Origin of the sequence: Heyndrickxia sp. FSL W8-0496 (assembly GCF_038007825.1) — a bacterium.
Classification (GTDB): domain Bacteria; phylum Bacillota; class Bacilli; order Bacillales; family Bacillaceae_C; genus Heyndrickxia; species Heyndrickxia oleronia.
Genome location: NZ_JBBOXX010000001.1, coordinates 2,004,848 through 2,022,129 on the forward strand (window position 1 = coordinate 2,004,848; position 17,282 = coordinate 2,022,129).

Below are 17,282 nucleotides of genomic sequence, written 5' to 3' on the forward strand. Positions count from 1 at the left end.
AGTAAGAGAAAATAATGATTGACAAAACTGATTCCGATGTTATGAAAATGCAGAAAAAAAACATTAAATAAGTTTGCGTGCATTGAAATTATTTTGTTGGACGAGCCAGTTTTGTGGGAACGGACTGCCAAGCACCCAGTAGCTAATCCCCCTAAGTCGATAATTTTTTACAACGTCAAACTTTGCTTGAGCACTACGTGCATCTTCAAACCATACTTCATGCTGTTGACCATTTTCGTCCGTATATCGGAAAAATGGGGATTGATAAGTCGTATTATATTGAATACTGGCACCATACTTACTTGCTAAGCTCAGAGCTTGCTGGGAGCTAACTGTTTTTGCAATGGTCCCTTCCTTCCAGGGGATCTTCCAATCACGACCATAGAGTGGCGCTCCCATCATAATTTTTTGACGAGGAATAACTGTAACAGCATAGTCTAGTACTCGCTTCACCTCGTTAATCGGTGCAATTGCCCAAGGTTTTCCACCAGCCCATCCCCATTCATAGGTCATCAAAACAATAAAATCAACAATTTCTCCTTGTGCAGCATAATCATGTGCTTCATATAATATCCCTTTTTGATCAGAAGATATTTTGGGGGCGAGTGCGGTAGAAACCAAAAATCCTTCAGGGTGCAGTTTTGTAACAACCTGTCTAAGAAAATCATTATAGTTCTCACGATCTTCTGGATACACATATTCAAAATCAAAATTCACCCCTGAATAGCCCTTTTCACGCATTTTAGAAAGCAATTGATCAATCATTGTATTTTGAAGCGAGGGATTTCTTAAAATAGTTGCTGCAAGATCAGAATTAAATTCGCTATTTGTAAAATTTGTAACAACCATTAGTGGAGCAACCTGTTCCACACGGGCAGCATCCAAAACGGCTGCTTCAGATAATTCAGTGAGGCTGCCATCTTCCTTTATTGAATACGTAAAAGGAGAAATATACGTTAAGTATCTACCTAATTGCCTTACTTCACGAGCTCCACTTTCACCAAGTGAAGTAATATAAGCGTTTACTTCTTTTATAGGAAGGGAGGTTTCTGGAATTCGTAAAACCTGCCCAACATAAAGATTCGCAGGATTTAAAACGCGATTGATTTGGGTAAGAGAAGTGATACTGACACCATAACGTTGAGCAATTGACCATAGGGTTTCACCTGAACGTACGGTATGGTACTGAATGGGAATAATTAATATTTGTCCTACCATTATATCGGTTGGATTGGAAATTTGATTTATATCAGCGATCGCTTGAACGGTCGTTCCAAATCGCTGGGCAATAGACCAAAGATTGTCCCCAGGTTGAATAACGTATTCATGTCCTGGGGCAGGAATAACGAGTGCTTGCCCAATGACTAATACATTGGGATTGGGCAATTGATTGGCCGTAACGATTTGATTTATATTGACCCCATATCTCTGGGAAATCACACGAAGATTTTCTCCTTTTTGTACTACATGAATGTTCATTTCAATCTCTCCCTATTTTTTTCCTTAATATTTACTGTATTCATAGACAGGTGCGGATGTTTAGAAAAAATAAAAATAGGAAGAGAAAAACTTAACAATTCTTTTAATTACATGCTTCATTGACATACTTCGTTAAGAATTCGTCAATGGTTTGATCGTATTCCTGACGGTTTTCATTAAAGGATTGGGCATGTGCTCCATTGATTGCCATATAAAGCATTTTAGCTCCTTTTTTCTGTTTAAATAGTTCTTTCGTCATTTCCGGAAGTATATAATCATCTTTTTCACTATGTACAAATAAAATGGGCTTCTGTATATTTTTTATAACCTGTATCGGTGAAACATTTTTTAAAGAGTACCCATCGCGCAATCGAATAAATAAATTTGCCAAGGGAAGAAACCATTTTCCAGGAAGCTTAATCTCATTAGAGATTTGATACGCTAATAATTCACGAAAATCTGAGAACGGGCAATCAACAATATAAAAATTGGCGCGATCTTCTAGCATCCCTGCGTATAAAAGGGTAGTCGCAGCACCCATAGATTCGCCATGAATACCAAATACGATATCCTCTCCTTCAATGGAAAGAAGAGCATCAACTACAGCTTTTAAATCATGTTTTTCATAATAACCATAGCTCGTAGTTTTTCCGCCTGTTTCTCCATGTCTTCTATGATCATAAATGACAGCATTAAAGCCTTTTTCCAAAAATAAATTCATATATTTAATGGAATTTACTTTATTTTCGGTAACCCCGTGGCAAAAAATCATATACTTTTTGACTTGGGGGAAGGGGCGGATAAATAAAGCTTTAATTTGGTAGCCGAAAGGGGAAGGAATCATAACATCTTCTTTTGGCAGGGCATCAAAAGAAACAGGGTCGACCCGTTTGGCATGAACTTCACGATCGTATACATACTTTTCATCTTTTTTTGTTATATGCATGATTCGTTCGGAAAGATAGAGACCCAATCCAGTTGTAGCTAATAATGTGGCACCACCGAAAATGGACAATCCTTTTTTCATAGTGAGTTCCTCCGATGTTTTTTTGTTTTTTTCTATATTTTACCATATATAAAAAGAAACTGACTAACAAAGTCAGTTTCAACTAGCAAGTTATTGTTTGGAATTTTGTCTTTTAGTCGGGTGAATGGCCTGCTCTAATTCTTCAGCAGCAATCATATTTTTTGTTGTATCACCTGTTGGTTTCCCTTTTTGACTATAGCCCTTTTCACGTTGTTTAGTCATTTGACAATCCTCCTTATTTGCAACGATACCCTTAAAATGAGCAAAAGAGGAGAAAACTATACTGATTTCTTAGCTAGTTGATAATAACCACTTTCGATTGGTCGAGCAATCATAGGTGCGATCACATCAATGGCATTTACGAGTTTATCTAATTCAATTCCTGTTTGAATGCCAATTCTTTCAAGCATATAAACAACATCCTCTGTTGCAACATTTCCAGTTGCTCCAGGTGCAAATGGGCAGCCCCCAAGTCCTCCAGCAGAAGTATCGAAACGATCAATGCCAGCCTGCAAAGCTGCAAAGATATTTGCTAAAGCCATTTTCCTCGTATCATGGAAATGAGCAGTTAAAAGAATAGCTGGCAGCTTTTCTTTTAATTTTGAGAACAGTGCAAAGGATTCTGTTGGTACAGCCATGCCAATCGTGTCAGCCACACTAAGCTCATCGACACCAGCAGTGACAAATTCTTGACATAATTTAATAGTGGCTTCTTCCGAAACTTTTCCTTCAAAGGGACAGTAGAATGCGGTGGAAATACAGGCTCGAACAAAAATATTCTTTTTCTTTAATTCTGCAATAATTGGTTTTAGTTCTTCCATGCTTTCCATCGTCGTTTTATTAATATTTTTCTTATTAAAGCTATTGCTAACCCCAACAAAAACTGCTACTGCTTCACAACCAAGTTCAAGTGCACGATCAACCCCTTTTCGATTGGGGGTTAAAACTATTTTCCTTTGAATATTGTAATTTGAAGACGCGATAGTAGCTGCATCCTGCATTTGCGGAACCCATTTCGGAGATACAAACGAGGTAATCTCCATTTCTTGTATTCCAGCATCAGATAAATTGTGAATAAATTGTTCTTTTACTTCGGTAGGTACAAAATTCTTTTCATTTTGAAGTCCATCGCGAGGACCAACCTCAATAATAGTTACTTCATTAGGTAATAACATGAAATCTCCCTCCCAATTTCATTTTAGAGGGAAATGAAAGAATTGCAAGAATAATTAAAAACAAAGCCCTGAATGAGAGCTTTGTTTTTAAAGTAGGCTATTCTATCACACATTTACTATTTAGCTAACTAATAATTTAGTATTGGAGCCTTTTAACCTCTTCATTTCAATTAGAAAAGGGCTGGAAAATTCATTCGAATCGCTAAATTTTTTTATTATTAGCATTAACATTTACGAAAACCGCATAATATCACGATTTTAAATTAAGCAGTTTTTGCTTTAGTTCATTTTCCATGGTCATAAGTTCTTGTTCAGCCTGGTAACGTTTAGCACGACCTTCCTGCTGAATACGTAGAGTTTCTTCTAGTGTGGAAACAAGATTTTCCTGTGTTTTTTTAAGTGTTTCGATATCTACTAAACCACGTTCATTTTCTCTTGCCGTTTCAAGCGTATTTTGCTTAAGCATCTCAGCATTTTTTAGAAGTAGATCATTCGTAGTTTTCGATACCTGTTTTTGTGCCTCCACTGCACTTCGTTGACGAATCAAGGTTAATGCGATCGCAATTTGATTTTTCCATAAAGGAATTGCGGTCATGATCGATGATTGGATTTTTTCCGCAAGTGCTTGGTTCGTATTTTGAATCAAGCGAATTTGAGGTGCGCTCTGAATTGTAATTTGTCTGCTTAATTTTAAGTCATGAAGTCGCTTATCTAATCGGTCTGCAAATTGGATCATATCGTTGACGTCTTGAACAGCCATTTGATCTCCAGTGGCAGCCGCTTTATTTTTTAATTCTGGTATTGTTTTTGTTTGTAATTCCTCAAGCTTGATTTCACCAGCTGCAATATAAATATTCAACGCATGGAAATAATCCTTATTTTTTTCATATAATTGTTCAAGCATTTGAACATCAGCAAGTAGAGTTTTTTTCGAATGATCAAGTTTTACACTAATTCGATCAATTTGGGCACCAGTCTTTTGATATTTTGATAGTACCTCTTGAATAGAATTTGAAATCTTACCGAACATGCGAGAGAATAACCCTTTTTTCTCAGGTGTTAATTCGTCAGGATTTACATCATGTAATTTTTTCATTAAATCACTAAGAATATCGCCGATCTCACCAATATCTTTCTTTTGTACATGATCAAGCATAGAATGAGAGAAATTTAAAAGCTTGGATTGAGCTTGAGTTCCATATAAAATAATGGATTGATGATTTTTAGGATCAATTTGCTCAGCTAATTGAATAGCCTTTTGTCGGTTTTCCTCGGGAATAACATCAATTAATCGGGTTGGTTTTTCAGTTTCTGTTTGTAACGGTGTATCATTAATAATCAGTTCTTTATCACCAAAAGGGTTAGATAACAAGTCATCCATCCCGTCACTTATATCTTCTTGCCATAATGTTTCTTTTGTTTCACTCATTTAGTAGATCTCCTTTCATCGTCTTTCGTCAATGGATTTTTTAATGTTTTTAATGAGCGTTTTGCTACATCTAATTCAAATTCCAGATGTTCAATATCATTGGAAAGAACCTCATATAAATCTTTCTCGATCGATCTTTTTAAATCCTTTAATGTATCACGAGTTTCGTTTAATGAATAATATAATTTATCATTTTTAGCAGGTTGAGACGCTAAAAAGGAATATTTTTCTGATAACTCAACTACAGAATCAAGATGATAGAAATAAAACTTTTCCGCCTTGAAAAAACGCTGTGGTTCTTTTTTTATAATCGACTGGATACGTTTGACCAAACGAATAATTTCAAACATTTGTTTAAAAGAACCGATACTCCGAATACTGAAAAATACCTTTTGTAGTCGTGAGATTTTCTGTTGAGCCTCTTTTAGATTTTTTATTATATATGCATACTCTTTCCTAGTTAATTGATGCCTCTTTAAGAAAACATGGTCTGTATACCATTTAGTGGCTACGTAAGTAATCACTCCTCCACCTAATGCAAACAATGCGGAGAACCAAAAAGTTTGGTTAAATGCGAAATTGCTTATTAGCCAAATAATAGTCATCGTAGGAAGAGTTACAAAAAATCGTAACATGAATGCTAAAAAGGGGTGCATAACTATCGACTCCTGTCTAAAGAACTAATACATCATTATATACGGATATCGTAAAAAAAAGTTTCATTGCATATTATTATAAAGGAGTATGAAGTTGAAATAAATACATCTTGAGAAGTAGTCAACCATACTCCTGCGGAAGCAGTAGAAAAGAATTGCGAAAATTAAAGGAATTTCTTATTTTTTAGCGAAAAATAAAATGTAGAATGCTTTTAAGTACTATGTTCAGCAGGGGAGGAGAAAACGTGGAAAAGCAAGAAGTTGTCATTGTAAGTGCTGTACGTACAGCGATAGGTAGCTTTAATGGTACATTAAAAAATACATCAGCTACTGAGTTAGGTGCAATTGTTATTAAAAGTGCACTTGAAAAGGCGGGGGTTAGTGGTGATCAGGTAGATGAAATCATTATGGGGAATGTACTTCAAGCAGGACTTGGCCAGAATCCGGCACGTCAAGCTGCCATTAAAGCTGGTGTTCCTGAAAGCGTTTCCTCTATGACGATTAATAAGGTTTGTGGTTCAGGATTAAAAGCGGTTCACTTGGCTACCCAGGCAATAGTGGCAGGGGATGCAGACATTATTGTCGCTGGTGGCATGGAAAATATGAGCAGAGCTCCATATCTATTGAATCAGGCGAGGGATGGGTTTAAAATGGGCGATCAAAAGCTCGTAGACAGTATGATTCAAGATGGTTTATGGTGCGCTTTTAATGATTATCATATGGGAATTACAGCAGAAAATCTTTGTGATAAATATCAAATTACACGGCAAGAACAGGATCAATTTTCAAGTGACAGTCAAGCAAAGGCAGTAAAGGCAATCGAGGCAGGTAAATTTCAGGAGGAAATTATTCCGATTGAAATTCCGCAAAGAAAAGGCGAACCAATCGTATTCGATACGGATGAATATCCGAAAAAAGGAACGACACCTGAAAAATTAGCGGGATTGCGACCAGCCTTTAAAAAGAACGGTTCTGTAACAGCAGGTAATGCTTCAGGAATTAATGATGGGGCAGCTGCCGTTGTTGTCATGTCACGGAAAAAATGTGAAGAACTTGGTATTAAGCCGCTTGTAACAATTAAAGCCAATGCAAGTGCAGGGGTTGATCCGAGCATTATGGGGATTGGACCAGTAGCTGCAGTAAATAAAGCATTGAAAAAGGCTAACCTTTCTTTAGAGGAAATTCATTTGATTGAGGCGAATGAAGCTTTTGCCGCTCAGAGCCTTGCTGTTGATCGCGAACTACATTTTAATAAAGAAATATTAAATGTGAATGGTGGTGCGATAGCACTTGGTCATCCAATTGGAGCAAGTGGAACTAGAATTTTTGTAACGCTAATCCATGAAATGTTAAAAAGACAAGCGAAAACAGGTTTAGCTACTTTATGCATCGGTGGTGGACAGGGTGTTGCAACAATCGTTGAATTAGCATAATGCAAGAATAGAAGGGAGATAGAGCAATGAAACAAGTTTATACATCCTTTCATGAGGCAGTTGCTGACATACATGATGGGGCTACTCTAATGGTTGGTGGTTTCGGCCTTTGTGGGATACCGGAAAATTTAATTCAAGCGTTAGTTGAAAAAGGGGTAAAAAATTTAACCGTTATCTCAAACAATTGTGGAATTGATGATTGGGGACTTGGGCCTCTATTACAGAACAAACAAATTCAAAAAATGATTGGTTCCTATGTAGGGGAAAATAAAGAGTTTGAAAGACAAGTATTATCAGGAGAACTAGAAGTGGAATTAACACCACAAGGAACACTAGCTGAAAAGATTCGTGCAGGTGGGGCAGGAATTCCTGCTTTTTATACACCAGCAGGAGTCGGAACGCCAATCGCTGACGGAAAAGAAATCCGTAATTTTAATGGGAAGGAATATGTGTTGGAGGAAGCGCTGATTGCAGACTTTAGTTTAATACGAGCCTGGAAAGGGGATAAGATGGGGAATTTAGTCTATAACAAAACGGCCCGTAATTTTAACCCAATGATTGCAGCAGCTGGAAAAGTAACCATTGCTGAAGTAGAGGAGCTCTATGAAATTGGCGATTTAGATCCTAATTTTATCCATACACCAAGTATATATGTCCAAAGAATTATTCAAGGAAAACAAGAAAAGAGAATCGAGAGAAGAACCATCAGTCATTAATACATAGTGAAAGGAGAAATGTAGAATGGCACTAGATAAGTTCACAATACGAGAAAAAATTGCTCGCAGAGCGGAAAAGGAGATTGAAAACGGAGATTATGTTAATCTTGGTATTGGAATGCCTACATTAGTAGCTAACTATATTGCCGATAATAAACAAGTAGTTTTACAGTCTGAAAATGGTTTATTAGGAATTGGTCCATATCCATCAGAGGAAAATATTGATGCCGACTTAATTAATGCCGGAAAAGAAACCGTTACTGCCATTCCAGGTGCGGCATATTTTGATAGTGCAGAATCCTTTTCTATGATACGTGGGGGACATATTAATGTAGCAATATTAGGTGGAATGGAAGTGTCAGAAGCGGGTGACTTGGCGAACTGGATGATTCCGGGCAAAATGATTAAAGGGATGGGTGGAGCAATGGATCTTGTCCATGGTGCTCAAAAAATAATCGTCATTATGGATCATGTAAATAAAAAGGGCGAACCCAAAATACTCAAACAATGCAGTTTGCCTTTAACTGGTAAGGGTGTAGTGAATCGGATTATTACAGATCAAGCTGTCATCGATGTAACTGCCAATGGTTTGATCTTAAAGGAAGTAGCAAAAGGATATTCAATAGAAGAAATTCTTTCATCAACTGAACCGGATCTATTAGTTGCAAAGGATGTCAAACTAGAAGCCTATTAGTATTTATAGTAAAATAAGGGGGAATGAATGCATTCCCTTTTTTTATTAAGCTTTCATGAGAAGAACTACAGGTTCAATCTAAATTTAGGAATTAATAATCTATGTAAAAAGAGCCTATTATTAATGAATATAAAGGAGTCATCCCATGGCAAGATCGAAACAAACACAAAGAAAAAATAAACAAACCGATGATAAATTGACATTGCAAGATACGTTAAATCAAGATATCCTTTTAAAGTTGAAACATACACAGCAGCAACTGAAACAGGATGAAGAGTCGAAGAAGAAATTAGAAGAAGAGAGAAAAAGGGAAGAGAGAAGACAAAAAGATAAAAACAAGTCGTTTGAAGAATTATTAAACGAAAACCCGATGGACTGGAAAAAATATAAATAATTTCTTCCCATAAACAATATTATTCTTTAGAAATAGTCTTACCGGAAATTTGAGTTGAAAGCCGTCTATCCTCTTCATTTTACATGAAATGAGCTACAAAATTCATAGGAAACGTTGAAAGCCTTTATTTAGTGTAAAAGCTGCTATTAGGGCTTTTACACAAGAAGCATTACGAAAAATAGCCTATAAATCAAACCATCAATTAAAAAAAGTGCGAGTCGATGCTGTTAGCGCGGCAAAAGTATGGCTGATTTGACTTTGAAGCCTGTAATTAATGTCAAGTCTCCTTTCTTAATGAATAAAAAAGAGTTTACGATGAAGAAATCATCTTAAACTCTTATTATTTATTATTTATTTTCCACTTATTAAACTCTAGAAATTCTCTAAATTCCTCTTTTGAAACTCCTGAATTCATTGCTTCTCTAACTAATGATTCCCATTCTGAATCGAGTTCGGTAGTATTCGTTTCATCTATTTGATCATGCAATAGCAAGTTAACGGAAATCCCTAAAACTGCTGCAATTTTTTCGAGAAATTGAACAGATGGATTGGATTGTAAATTTCGCTCAATGGAGCTCAAATATGATTTTGCTATTCCAGCTCTTTCTGCTAGTTCGGATAAAGATAATTGTTTTTGTAAGCGAAATTTTTTAATACGTTGTCCAATCATACTTAATGTCACCTTCCTTCGTGTTATTATAACATATACAGAAGGAATTGTTTCGCATTAAATGAAAAATAATTAATAAGTCAAAAAACTAATCTGAGTGAAATATTAGTAATGGTAAAAAATCTAATGGAGTGAAAAAATATACTAAACAATCATGTGAAATCTAACTTGAATACTTTGAAGGTGTGGAAAATCTTTCAAGAAGAGTAACGCTTTTTCGAAAAATAATCTTTTATCTCCTCAACACTCATTCCCAAATCAAAAGCATCAAGAATGAGGTCGACCCATTCAGGATCTAGTGATTCTTTCTTTACAATAAATTGTTTTTCCATCTCCCTTTTCCCCCTAGAAAACTATTAAGTTTGCAATTTCCTATCCCATGAAGAAATTTTAAGCTTGTGCAAACCTTTTTTACTATTACTATTTCTCTATCTTTATGAAAAGTATAAAGGAATTAAGCATAATTAACTCGTAAAATTTGTCGATAACTATAGCTGAAAAAAAGGGGGAAAATCCCTAGAGCAATGAACAAAAAAAAGAATGTATTATCCAATTATGTAGAAAATTAGAATATTTCAAAAAATAAATCAAAGAATTACTTGTGAACCTTGTAATATTTATCGAAACGATTTGGGGATTTTGTTAAAAAAAAACGAAAGATGGTGAAAAGTTTTCTGCAAAAAGAAAAAGGGGGGTGACCCCTCTTAAATATAAGCATATAAAAAACTATTAGCGGTGATCAGAATAGTTTGTTTGTTTACTGAGTTCTTGTAATAACAAATATTCTTCCTTAGTTAATGGATTTCCTTGTAATGCATGAGCATTTTCTTTAATTTGATGAATGGAACTAGCACCGGTGATAACTGCTGCAACAGTTTCATTATTTAAATTATATTTCAATGCTAACTCTGTCATGCTTCGGTTTTTTTTCACTAATTTCGATTCAATTCCTTTAACTAGCTCAACCAATTCTTTATTCGTGTAACTTAAATATCCTTGTTGTGGGATCTTAGTGAGAGCTTTTTCACTTAATATACCTTTTGCTAAAGCACCTCTAGTAACAACGCTAATGTTATTTGCTTTTAAAAGAGATAAAACAGTTTCCTCAGGTCGTCGATCTAATAAACTATATTGCATCATGACACTAATAATATTAGATTTTTGAACATATTCGCGTATAACATTTGGTCTAATGGAGGAAAGTCCGTAATAACGGATTAAGCCTTCCTTTTTTAAGTCTTCAAATGCTTCAATGGTTTCATCAATATTGTCCTCAATTGTTCCACCATGTAATTGGTATAAATCAATATAGTCTGTTTGAAGCCGTTGAAGACTAGCTTTGACAGCCTCTTTTATGTAGGATTTAGATGGATCCCAAGTCCAGTCAGTTCGATCTTTATTCCAACGATTGCCTACTTTTGTTGCTATAATGACTTGATCCCGTACGGATTTTAATGATTTCCCTACAATTTCTTCATTTACACCAAAATCATATAGATCGGCTGTATCGAAATAATTGATGCCAACATCAAGTGCTGCTTTAATAATGTCCTTTGCCTTATTTTCATCAGTACCTAATGACATACAACCAAGTCCTAGCTTAGATATGAATAGATTGGAAGCTCCCAATTGTTGTTTTTCCATAAGAATAAGTCCTTTCAAATTAACTTTTTCTCCTATTCTATCGAAGATTCTGTAAGATTACCAAGAATTTGTTATGAATTAGATTGCTTTATCCAATCATAAACAAATTGGTATTGTTTAGAATAATATTTAAGCTGTTCTCTAATTTCCCAAGCTTTGCCGCTTAATACAATTCCATTCTTCTGAATATAGATTCTCATCGTTAACTCATCTCCTTATTCTATACATGATGATCAACAATCCGTTCGTATTATTTGTTCCTTACCTAGTTGTGTTAAAATGTATGAATGATATGTTTAATTAGAACTAGGAGTGGAAGAAATGCATAAATTTGAAGAAAAAACGATTCATACTGAAAAAGTATTTGAAGGTAAAGTCGTTCGTTTGCAAATAGATGATGTTGAATTACCAAATGGAAAAACCTCAAAAAGAGAAATTATTAAACATCCTGGAGCAGTTGCAGTTTTGGCATTAACTCCAGAAAATAAAATTGTTCTTGTAGAACAATATCGTAAACCGATGGAACGAGCTCTCGTTGAAATTCCAGCAGGTAAGTTGGAGCCAGGAGAGAAGCCTGAAGTTACTGCAGTTAGGGAATTAGAAGAAGAAACTGGGTATGAGTGTAACCGTTTGGACCATATCATTTCTTTTTATACATCCCCGGGATTTGCGGATGAACTTATTCATTTATATCTAGCAACGGGGCTTAGAAAAAAAGAAAATCCTAGAGCTGCGGATGAGGATGAATTTGTTGAGCTGATCGAGGTATCACTTGAGGAAGCTATTCAGCTAGTAAAAGAACAAAAAATATTTGATGCTAAAACGGCATATGCAATTCAATATTTACAGTTAAAAGAGGCGCAAAAATAATGATGAAAAATTATTTTGTTGATTTACATATTCATATTGGACGAACGAAAACAGGGAAACCGGTTAAAATTACTGGTTCAAAAACATTGACACTTACCAATATTTTGAAGGCAGCAAAAATACCCAAAGGCTTAGATATGATTGGAGTAATTGATTGCCATTCACCTGAAGTTATCGCTGAAATAGAAGATCTTCTGCAAAGTAAAGAAATGATTGAAATGGAAGATGGAGGATTGCTTTATCAAGAATCGGTTACATTAATTCCAGGTGTAGAGATAGAAATAAATGATGACAATTGTAAAGGACCATTGCATGTATTAGGATACTTTCCTTCACTACGCTCATTAAAGGAATTTTCCTATTGGTATACTGGAAAGGTAAAGAATAATCAATTAAGTACACAACGTATCCACGAAGATGCTAGAAGCTTACAAAAAAAAATAAAGTCATTAGGTGGTCTATTTATTCCTGCCCATGTATTTACACCGTTTAAAAGCTTATATGGTAAAGGCGTTGAAAAATCGTTAGAAGAAGTATTTGATGCAAATCTTATTGATGCCATCGAACTAGGATTAAGCTCAAATACAGACATGGCAGATCATATAAAAGAACTCCATAGATATACATTTGTCAGTAATTCAGATGCCCATTCTTTAGCGAAGATTGCACGTGAATATCAAATAATGCAATTAGAAGCTCCTACTTTCAAGGGGTTAGAAAAAGCACTTCATCAAAAAGATGGAAATGAAGTGATAGCGAATTATGGGCTAGATCCTTATCTTGGAAAATACCACCAAACAACCTGTGCAAAATGCTTTGCTAAAAAAGAACATGATGTCTGTCACGTATGTGGATCAACACAATTTACAAAGGGAGTATCTGAACGAATTCAGGAACTAACAACTACAGAGACTGGTTGCGATAGACCACCCTATATTCATCAAGTACCGTTAGATTTCTTACCTGGATTAGGACCAAAAACGATGGAAAAACTTCTAGATCATTTCGGAACAGAGATGAATATCTTACATAATGTTCCAAAGGAAGAACTAGAAAAGGTTATAAAACAAGAGTTAGTTGATTTAATTATGAAAGCAAGAATGGGAAATCTGCAATTATCTGCTGGAGGCGGAGGCCAATATGGTAGAGTTGCTAATGAACAATAAACGTTCATCCAAGCTATTGATGGAGGATTAACATGAAAGACAAAAAATATGCACAAGCTATAAAGGAACTTTCCATTCGTTTTGATGAGGAAAATATCCCATATCATTTTTTAGATTCTACTTCCTTATATATTCAAGGGGTGGATATTCCTCATTTCAATACTATATATATAGAAGTACAGTGGGATATCATAGAAAAAGCCTATGAACTATTCTCTACAATAGAAAAGACTGACTTGAACTCAAATATAGCCACCGCATCCTTTCAGGTACAACAAGATATATATACCATTATTGTACAATGCCGTTATAATACGACAATTAAAACAAACCCCTATCGAATCCAAGTGACATGCGATGAACAACCAATATGGTGTATATCCCTTTATAAATATTTATTTAGCGAACAAAGCGGTATAGATAGAGAAAAAATTCATTGGTACTTAGAAAATGAACATGCTAAGGTAACTAAGTTAAATGAACAAGCTTGGAATCAAAATAATTATGTAGCTTTATTAAATAGATACGGTTCCCCTCAAGAAATTGCAGAAAAAATTAGGCATAATCCAAGTTGGAGGCTCCACCCATTTGATCATTATCTTGAACCAATTGCGAATAAAAAAGTTCTGCATCTTATGGGTTCCAATGGCATTAAAGCAGTAGCCCTATCACTGCTTGGGGCAGATGTAACTGTTGTTGATTTTTCAGAGGAAAATAAAGCGTTCGCTATGGAAATTGCGAGTCATGTCAATGTAAAGATCAACTATATTGTTTCTGACGTACTCTCACTACCAATTGATACATATTTAGAGCAATTCGATCTTGTATTAATGGAACTTGGAGTTCTTCATTATTTGTTAGATATACAGGAATTAATGAAGAAAATTCAGCTGTTATTAAGAAAGGATGGAAAATTTGTACTCCATGAATTCCATCCAATTTCAACGAAACTGATTACCTCCACTGGTAAAAAGCATAAGGTGTTAGGGAATTATTTTGATCCTTCCATTGTGAAGAATGAGGTTGCGTTTACAAAGCATATGCCAGAAGAAGAAAAGGCTAAATTGCAACATGTCTTACAAAGAAAGTGGACATTGGGAGAGGTAGTAACAGCAGTTGCAAAGGCACCAATGAAAATAGATATTCTAGAAGAGGAACCAAATCATAAAATTCACGATATAGGATTGCCGAAGACTTTTACATTAGTCGCAAAAAAAATGCTTATGTAAAGGGTTTGATTAATCATTCGATCTTGTAATGAGGGGGGAACCCCTCTAATTTTTTTGCAACGCCAACTTATTGATTCTATTATAATTTTTAAAAATTAGTAGATTTAAGGTCTATCTTTTTATTTCCTGCATAATTTAGTAATGAGATTATGTTACCTAGATTAATAGGAGGAAGTAAAAATGCGCAGAAAAAAGTCGTTGTCTAATCCTATCATTCGCCATGTACAAGAATATTCCTCGATTTACTCATTTATTATTGTTTTATTTTTAATGGGAGTAGTTTTTGGTGCCATTATTGTGAACAGCCTATCAATCGACCAAAAGGAAGATTTATTTTATTATTTAAATCAATTTTTTGGACAAATTTCGGAAGGGAAAATTGCAGCACCAACCGATTTATTTCGATTAAGTTTTCTTCATAATGTGAAATTTTTAGGTTTAATGTGGGTTTTGGGAATCTCAATTATTGGTTTGCCACTTATTTTAGTTCTGTTATTTATTAAAGGAATTGTTGTTGGATTTTCCGTAGGATTTCTTGTCAATCAAATGGGATGGGGGGGCTTTCTTCTTTCTTTTGTTACCGTATTACCACAAAATCTTTTTATCATCCCAATGTTTATTTTTATTGCAGTAGTAGCTGTTGGTGTATCTTTAAAGTTAATTCGAAAAATCTTTATCAAACAAAGTATGGGGGTTCAAATTATTCCAATGTTAACACAATATTTTATTGTGTTAATCATTGCGGTTGGTTTTATATCCATTGCTGCAGGTGTTGAAGCGTATATTTCACCTGAATTAATGAAATCGGCAATGTCATATATTAATAGATAATAATTATTATTATCAAATAAAATTTCTATTTTAGAGATTATAATAATTTTATTTTGCATCTTTTCTTCCTTCTGCTATAATAAAATGGATAGTGGCGAGGGAGGATACTTCAGATGGAAAGTCGTGTTGAGAGAATAAAAAAACAATTACATTCTGCAAGCTATAAGCTTACTCCACAACGTGAAGCAACCGTCCGAGTATTGCTGGAAAACGAAGAAGATCATTTAAGTGCAGAAGATGTTTACCTCCTTGTAAAAGAGAAATCGCCAGAAATCGGCCTAGCAACCGTATATCGAACACTAGAGTTATTAACGGAATTAAAGGTTGTAGATAAGATTAATTTTGGTGATGGTGTATCACGCTATGACTTAAGACAAGAGGGAGCTGCACATTTTCATCATCATTTAGTTTGTATAGAATGTGGAGCTGTAGATGAAATTCAAGAGGATTTACTCGAAGATGTAGAAGCAATTGTAGAAAGACGTTGGAACTTTAAAATTAAAGATCATCGCTTAACCTTCCATGGGATTTGCTGGCGATGCCAGGATAAAGAAAAAAGTGAAGATTGAAGAACCTTTTCGTGTGAAAAGGTTCTTTTATGTTTATTAAGTGAAAGGTATAAAAATGGCACTCTTTGGCATAGGCTTGTATAAGATAAATTTAAAAAAGGATGGACTGGTCTATGTCATGGATGAAGATGTTTTTTCGTACGTTAAAAGTGTTTATATTATTTACTGGATGCACATTACTATTTTATTATGGTATTATGTGGGTAAATCAAGAATATGAGGATTATCATCGATATGATGAACCAAAAGGAACAGCGATTAAAGTAAATTCTGTGGAAGAAAATGATTTGGGATGGTTTGATCGTTTACTATTGTTCTATTTAGATGGGGAGTAATTATATGCTAGATCGTTTAAAGGATTTCATCCATTTTATGGTGGTTGAAAAAGGATTATCCAAAAACACAATTGTGTCTTATGAAAGAGATTTAAAAAGCTATTTAACTTATATGGTTAAAGTGGAGCAAATTCAATCCTTGAATGAGATTACTAGAATACATATTGTCCACTTTTTACATCATTTAAAACAGCAGGGAAAGTCCGCTAAAACTCTAGCAAGACATGTTGCATCAATTCGGTCCTTTCACCAATTTCTATTAAGAGAAAAAGTAACCGAAAACGATCCTTCTGTTCATATTGAAACACCTCAAACAGAGAGAAGTCTTCCGAAAGTACTAAGCTTAACAGAGGTTGAAGCACTATTAGATGCTCCTTCGGAAAAAGGGCCTTTACCATTGAGAGATAAAGCGATGCTAGAGCTTTTATATGCGACTGGAATTCGTGTAAGTGAACTAATAAATCTTAATCTTGATGACCTACATTTAACGATGGGGTTTGTGAGATGTATTGGAAAGGGAAATAAAGAAAGAATTATCCCAATTGGCAAAACTGCAACCGTTGTTTTAGAAGAATATATAAAGGATGGCAGACCAAAACTTTCTTCGAAACAGAGACAAACAGAAGCTTTATTCCTAAATCATCATGGAAATCGTTTAACCCGACAAGGTTTTTGGAAAATATTAAAAGGACTGGCGAAAAAGGCAAATATTGAAATGGAGTTAACTCCTCACACCCTCCGCCATTCATTTGCGACGCATTTATTAGAAAATGGAGCTGATTTACGAGCTGTACAGGAAATGTTAGGTCATGCAGATATTTCCACGACACAAATTTATACGCATGTAACGAAAACAAGATTAAAGGATGTCTATGCAAAGCATCATCCACGAGCTTAATAGATAGGTAGAGTTTGTCTATTAAGGGGTCTGACCACACTATAATTCTGTACCTCGTGAGAAATTA

General features: G+C 34.9%; 21 protein-coding genes. 11 read left to right on the forward strand and 10 right to left on the reverse strand.

Going from position 1 to position 17,282, the window contains the following annotated elements:
• Positions 1-63 precede the first annotated feature (63 nt).
• The 6 genes from NST63_RS10090 to NST63_RS10115 all read right to left on the reverse strand — a co-directional run bounded on the left by NST63_RS10090 (position 64) and on the right by NST63_RS10115 (position 5,766).
• Positions 64-1,479 (reverse strand): LysM peptidoglycan-binding domain-containing protein, encoded by a 1,416-nt coding sequence (locus tag NST63_RS10090; RefSeq protein ID WP_341042003.1) that lies wholly within the window; start codon positions 1,477-1,479, stop codon positions 64-66.
• Positions 1,480-1,582: 103 nt separating this feature from the next.
• A complete protein-coding gene (locus NST63_RS10095) occupies positions 1,583-2,506 on the reverse strand; it encodes an alpha/beta hydrolase (protein WP_341042004.1) in 924 nt (307 codons plus the stop codon).
• Positions 2,507-2,596: 90 nt separating this feature from the next.
• Positions 2,597-2,728, reverse strand: a complete 132-nt coding sequence (locus tag NST63_RS10100; protein ID WP_257234099.1) for a hypothetical protein — start codon at positions 2,726-2,728, stop codon at positions 2,597-2,599.
• 56 nt (positions 2,729-2,784) lie between these two features.
• Positions 2,785-3,681 (reverse strand): hydroxymethylglutaryl-CoA lyase, encoded by an 897-nt coding sequence (locus NST63_RS10105; RefSeq protein ID WP_212943003.1) that lies wholly within the window; start codon positions 3,679-3,681, stop codon positions 2,785-2,787.
• A gap of 250 nt (positions 3,682-3,931) precedes the next feature.
• Positions 3,932-5,110: a toxic anion resistance protein gene (locus NST63_RS10110; protein ID WP_212943001.1), complete on the reverse strand. Its 1,179-nt coding sequence runs from the start codon at positions 5,108-5,110 to the stop codon at positions 3,932-3,934.
• Positions 5,107-5,766: a 5-bromo-4-chloroindolyl phosphate hydrolysis family protein gene (locus NST63_RS10115; protein ID WP_212943000.1), complete on the reverse strand. Its 660-nt coding sequence runs from the start codon at positions 5,764-5,766 to the stop codon at positions 5,107-5,109. The genes NST63_RS10110 and NST63_RS10115 overlap by 4 nt, the downstream gene beginning before the upstream one ends.
• 245 nt (positions 5,767-6,011) lie before the next feature.
• On the opposite strand from NST63_RS10115, the gene NST63_RS10120 reads away from it, so the two are divergent.
• The 4 genes from NST63_RS10120 to NST63_RS10135 all read left to right on the forward strand — a co-directional run bounded on the left by NST63_RS10120 (position 6,012) and on the right by NST63_RS10135 (position 9,003).
• Positions 6,012-7,199, forward strand: a complete 1,188-nt coding sequence (locus NST63_RS10120; protein ID WP_341042007.1) for an acetyl-CoA C-acetyltransferase — start codon at positions 6,012-6,014, stop codon at positions 7,197-7,199.
• A 26-nt stretch (positions 7,200-7,225) separates the two neighbouring features.
• Positions 7,226-7,915 carry a CoA transferase subunit A gene (locus NST63_RS10125; protein WP_251337238.1) on the forward strand — a complete coding sequence of 230 codons (690 nt, stop codon included), beginning with the start codon at positions 7,226-7,228 and terminating at the stop codon, positions 7,913-7,915.
• 25 nt (positions 7,916-7,940) lie between these two features.
• Positions 7,941-8,609 (forward strand): CoA transferase subunit B, encoded by a 669-nt coding sequence (locus tag NST63_RS10130; RefSeq protein ID WP_341042010.1) that lies wholly within the window; start codon positions 7,941-7,943, stop codon positions 8,607-8,609.
• A 145-nt stretch (positions 8,610-8,754) separates the two neighbouring features.
• Positions 8,755-9,003, forward strand: coding sequence for a YqkE family protein (locus NST63_RS10135; RefSeq protein ID WP_212942996.1), 249 nt, complete (start codon positions 8,755-8,757; stop codon positions 9,001-9,003).
• A 340-nt stretch (positions 9,004-9,343) separates the two neighbouring features.
• Here the strand turns inward: NST63_RS10135 and NST63_RS10140 are convergent, their stop codons facing one another.
• The 4 genes from NST63_RS10140 to mciZ form a co-directional block, all read right to left on the reverse strand.
• Entirely contained in the window at positions 9,344-9,673 is a 330-nt protein-coding gene (locus tag NST63_RS10140) for a helix-turn-helix domain-containing protein (RefSeq protein ID WP_212942995.1), read from the reverse strand.
• A 197-nt stretch (positions 9,674-9,870) separates the two neighbouring features.
• Positions 9,871-10,005 (reverse strand): anti-repressor SinI family protein, encoded by a 135-nt coding sequence (locus NST63_RS10145; protein WP_212942993.1) that lies wholly within the window; start codon positions 10,003-10,005, stop codon positions 9,871-9,873.
• 397 nt (positions 10,006-10,402) lie between these two features.
• On the reverse strand, positions 10,403-11,317 hold the full coding sequence (locus NST63_RS10150; RefSeq protein ID WP_341044164.1) for an aldo/keto reductase: 915 nt from the start codon (positions 11,315-11,317) through the stop codon (positions 10,403-10,405).
• 71 nt (positions 11,318-11,388) lie between these two features.
• Entirely contained in the window at positions 11,389-11,517 is a 129-nt protein-coding gene (mciZ, locus tag NST63_RS10155; RefSeq protein WP_212942989.1) for a Z-ring formation inhibitor MciZ, read from the reverse strand.
• 121 nt (positions 11,518-11,638) lie between these two features.
• On the opposite strand from mciZ, the gene NST63_RS10160 reads away from it, so the two are divergent.
• The 7 genes from NST63_RS10160 (at position 11,639) to xerD (ending at position 17,215) form a co-directional block, all read left to right on the forward strand.
• The gene (locus NST63_RS10160; RefSeq protein ID WP_212942988.1) at positions 11,639-12,187 is read left to right on the forward strand and encodes an NUDIX hydrolase; all 549 of its coding nucleotides are present in this window, start codon (positions 11,639-11,641) and stop codon (positions 12,185-12,187) included.
• 2 nt (positions 12,188-12,189) lie between these two features.
• Positions 12,190-13,353, forward strand: coding sequence for an endonuclease Q family protein (locus NST63_RS10165; RefSeq protein WP_212942987.1), 1,164 nt, complete (start codon positions 12,190-12,192; stop codon positions 13,351-13,353).
• Between the two features lie 32 nt (positions 13,354-13,385).
• The gene (locus NST63_RS10170) at positions 13,386-14,582 is read left to right on the forward strand and encodes a class I SAM-dependent methyltransferase (protein WP_341042012.1); all 1,197 of its coding nucleotides are present in this window, start codon (positions 13,386-13,388) and stop codon (positions 14,580-14,582) included.
• Positions 14,583-14,762: 180 nt separating this feature from the next.
• Complete coding sequence (gene spoIIM, locus NST63_RS10175) at positions 14,763-15,413, forward strand: stage II sporulation protein M (RefSeq protein ID WP_058002294.1); 651 nt, start codon at positions 14,763-14,765, stop codon at positions 15,411-15,413.
• A 113-nt stretch (positions 15,414-15,526) separates the two neighbouring features.
• Positions 15,527-15,982: a ferric iron uptake transcriptional regulator gene (gene fur / locus NST63_RS10180; RefSeq protein WP_058002295.1), complete on the forward strand. Its 456-nt coding sequence runs from the start codon at positions 15,527-15,529 to the stop codon at positions 15,980-15,982.
• 113 nt (positions 15,983-16,095) lie between these two features.
• Positions 16,096-16,317 (forward strand): YqzK family protein, encoded by a 222-nt coding sequence (locus tag NST63_RS10185; protein ID WP_341042015.1) that lies wholly within the window; start codon positions 16,096-16,098, stop codon positions 16,315-16,317.
• 4 nt (positions 16,318-16,321) lie between these two features.
• Complete coding sequence (xerD, locus tag NST63_RS10190; protein WP_341042016.1) at positions 16,322-17,215, forward strand: site-specific tyrosine recombinase XerD; 894 nt, start codon at positions 16,322-16,324, stop codon at positions 17,213-17,215.
• Positions 17,216-17,282: the final 67 nt, after the last annotated feature.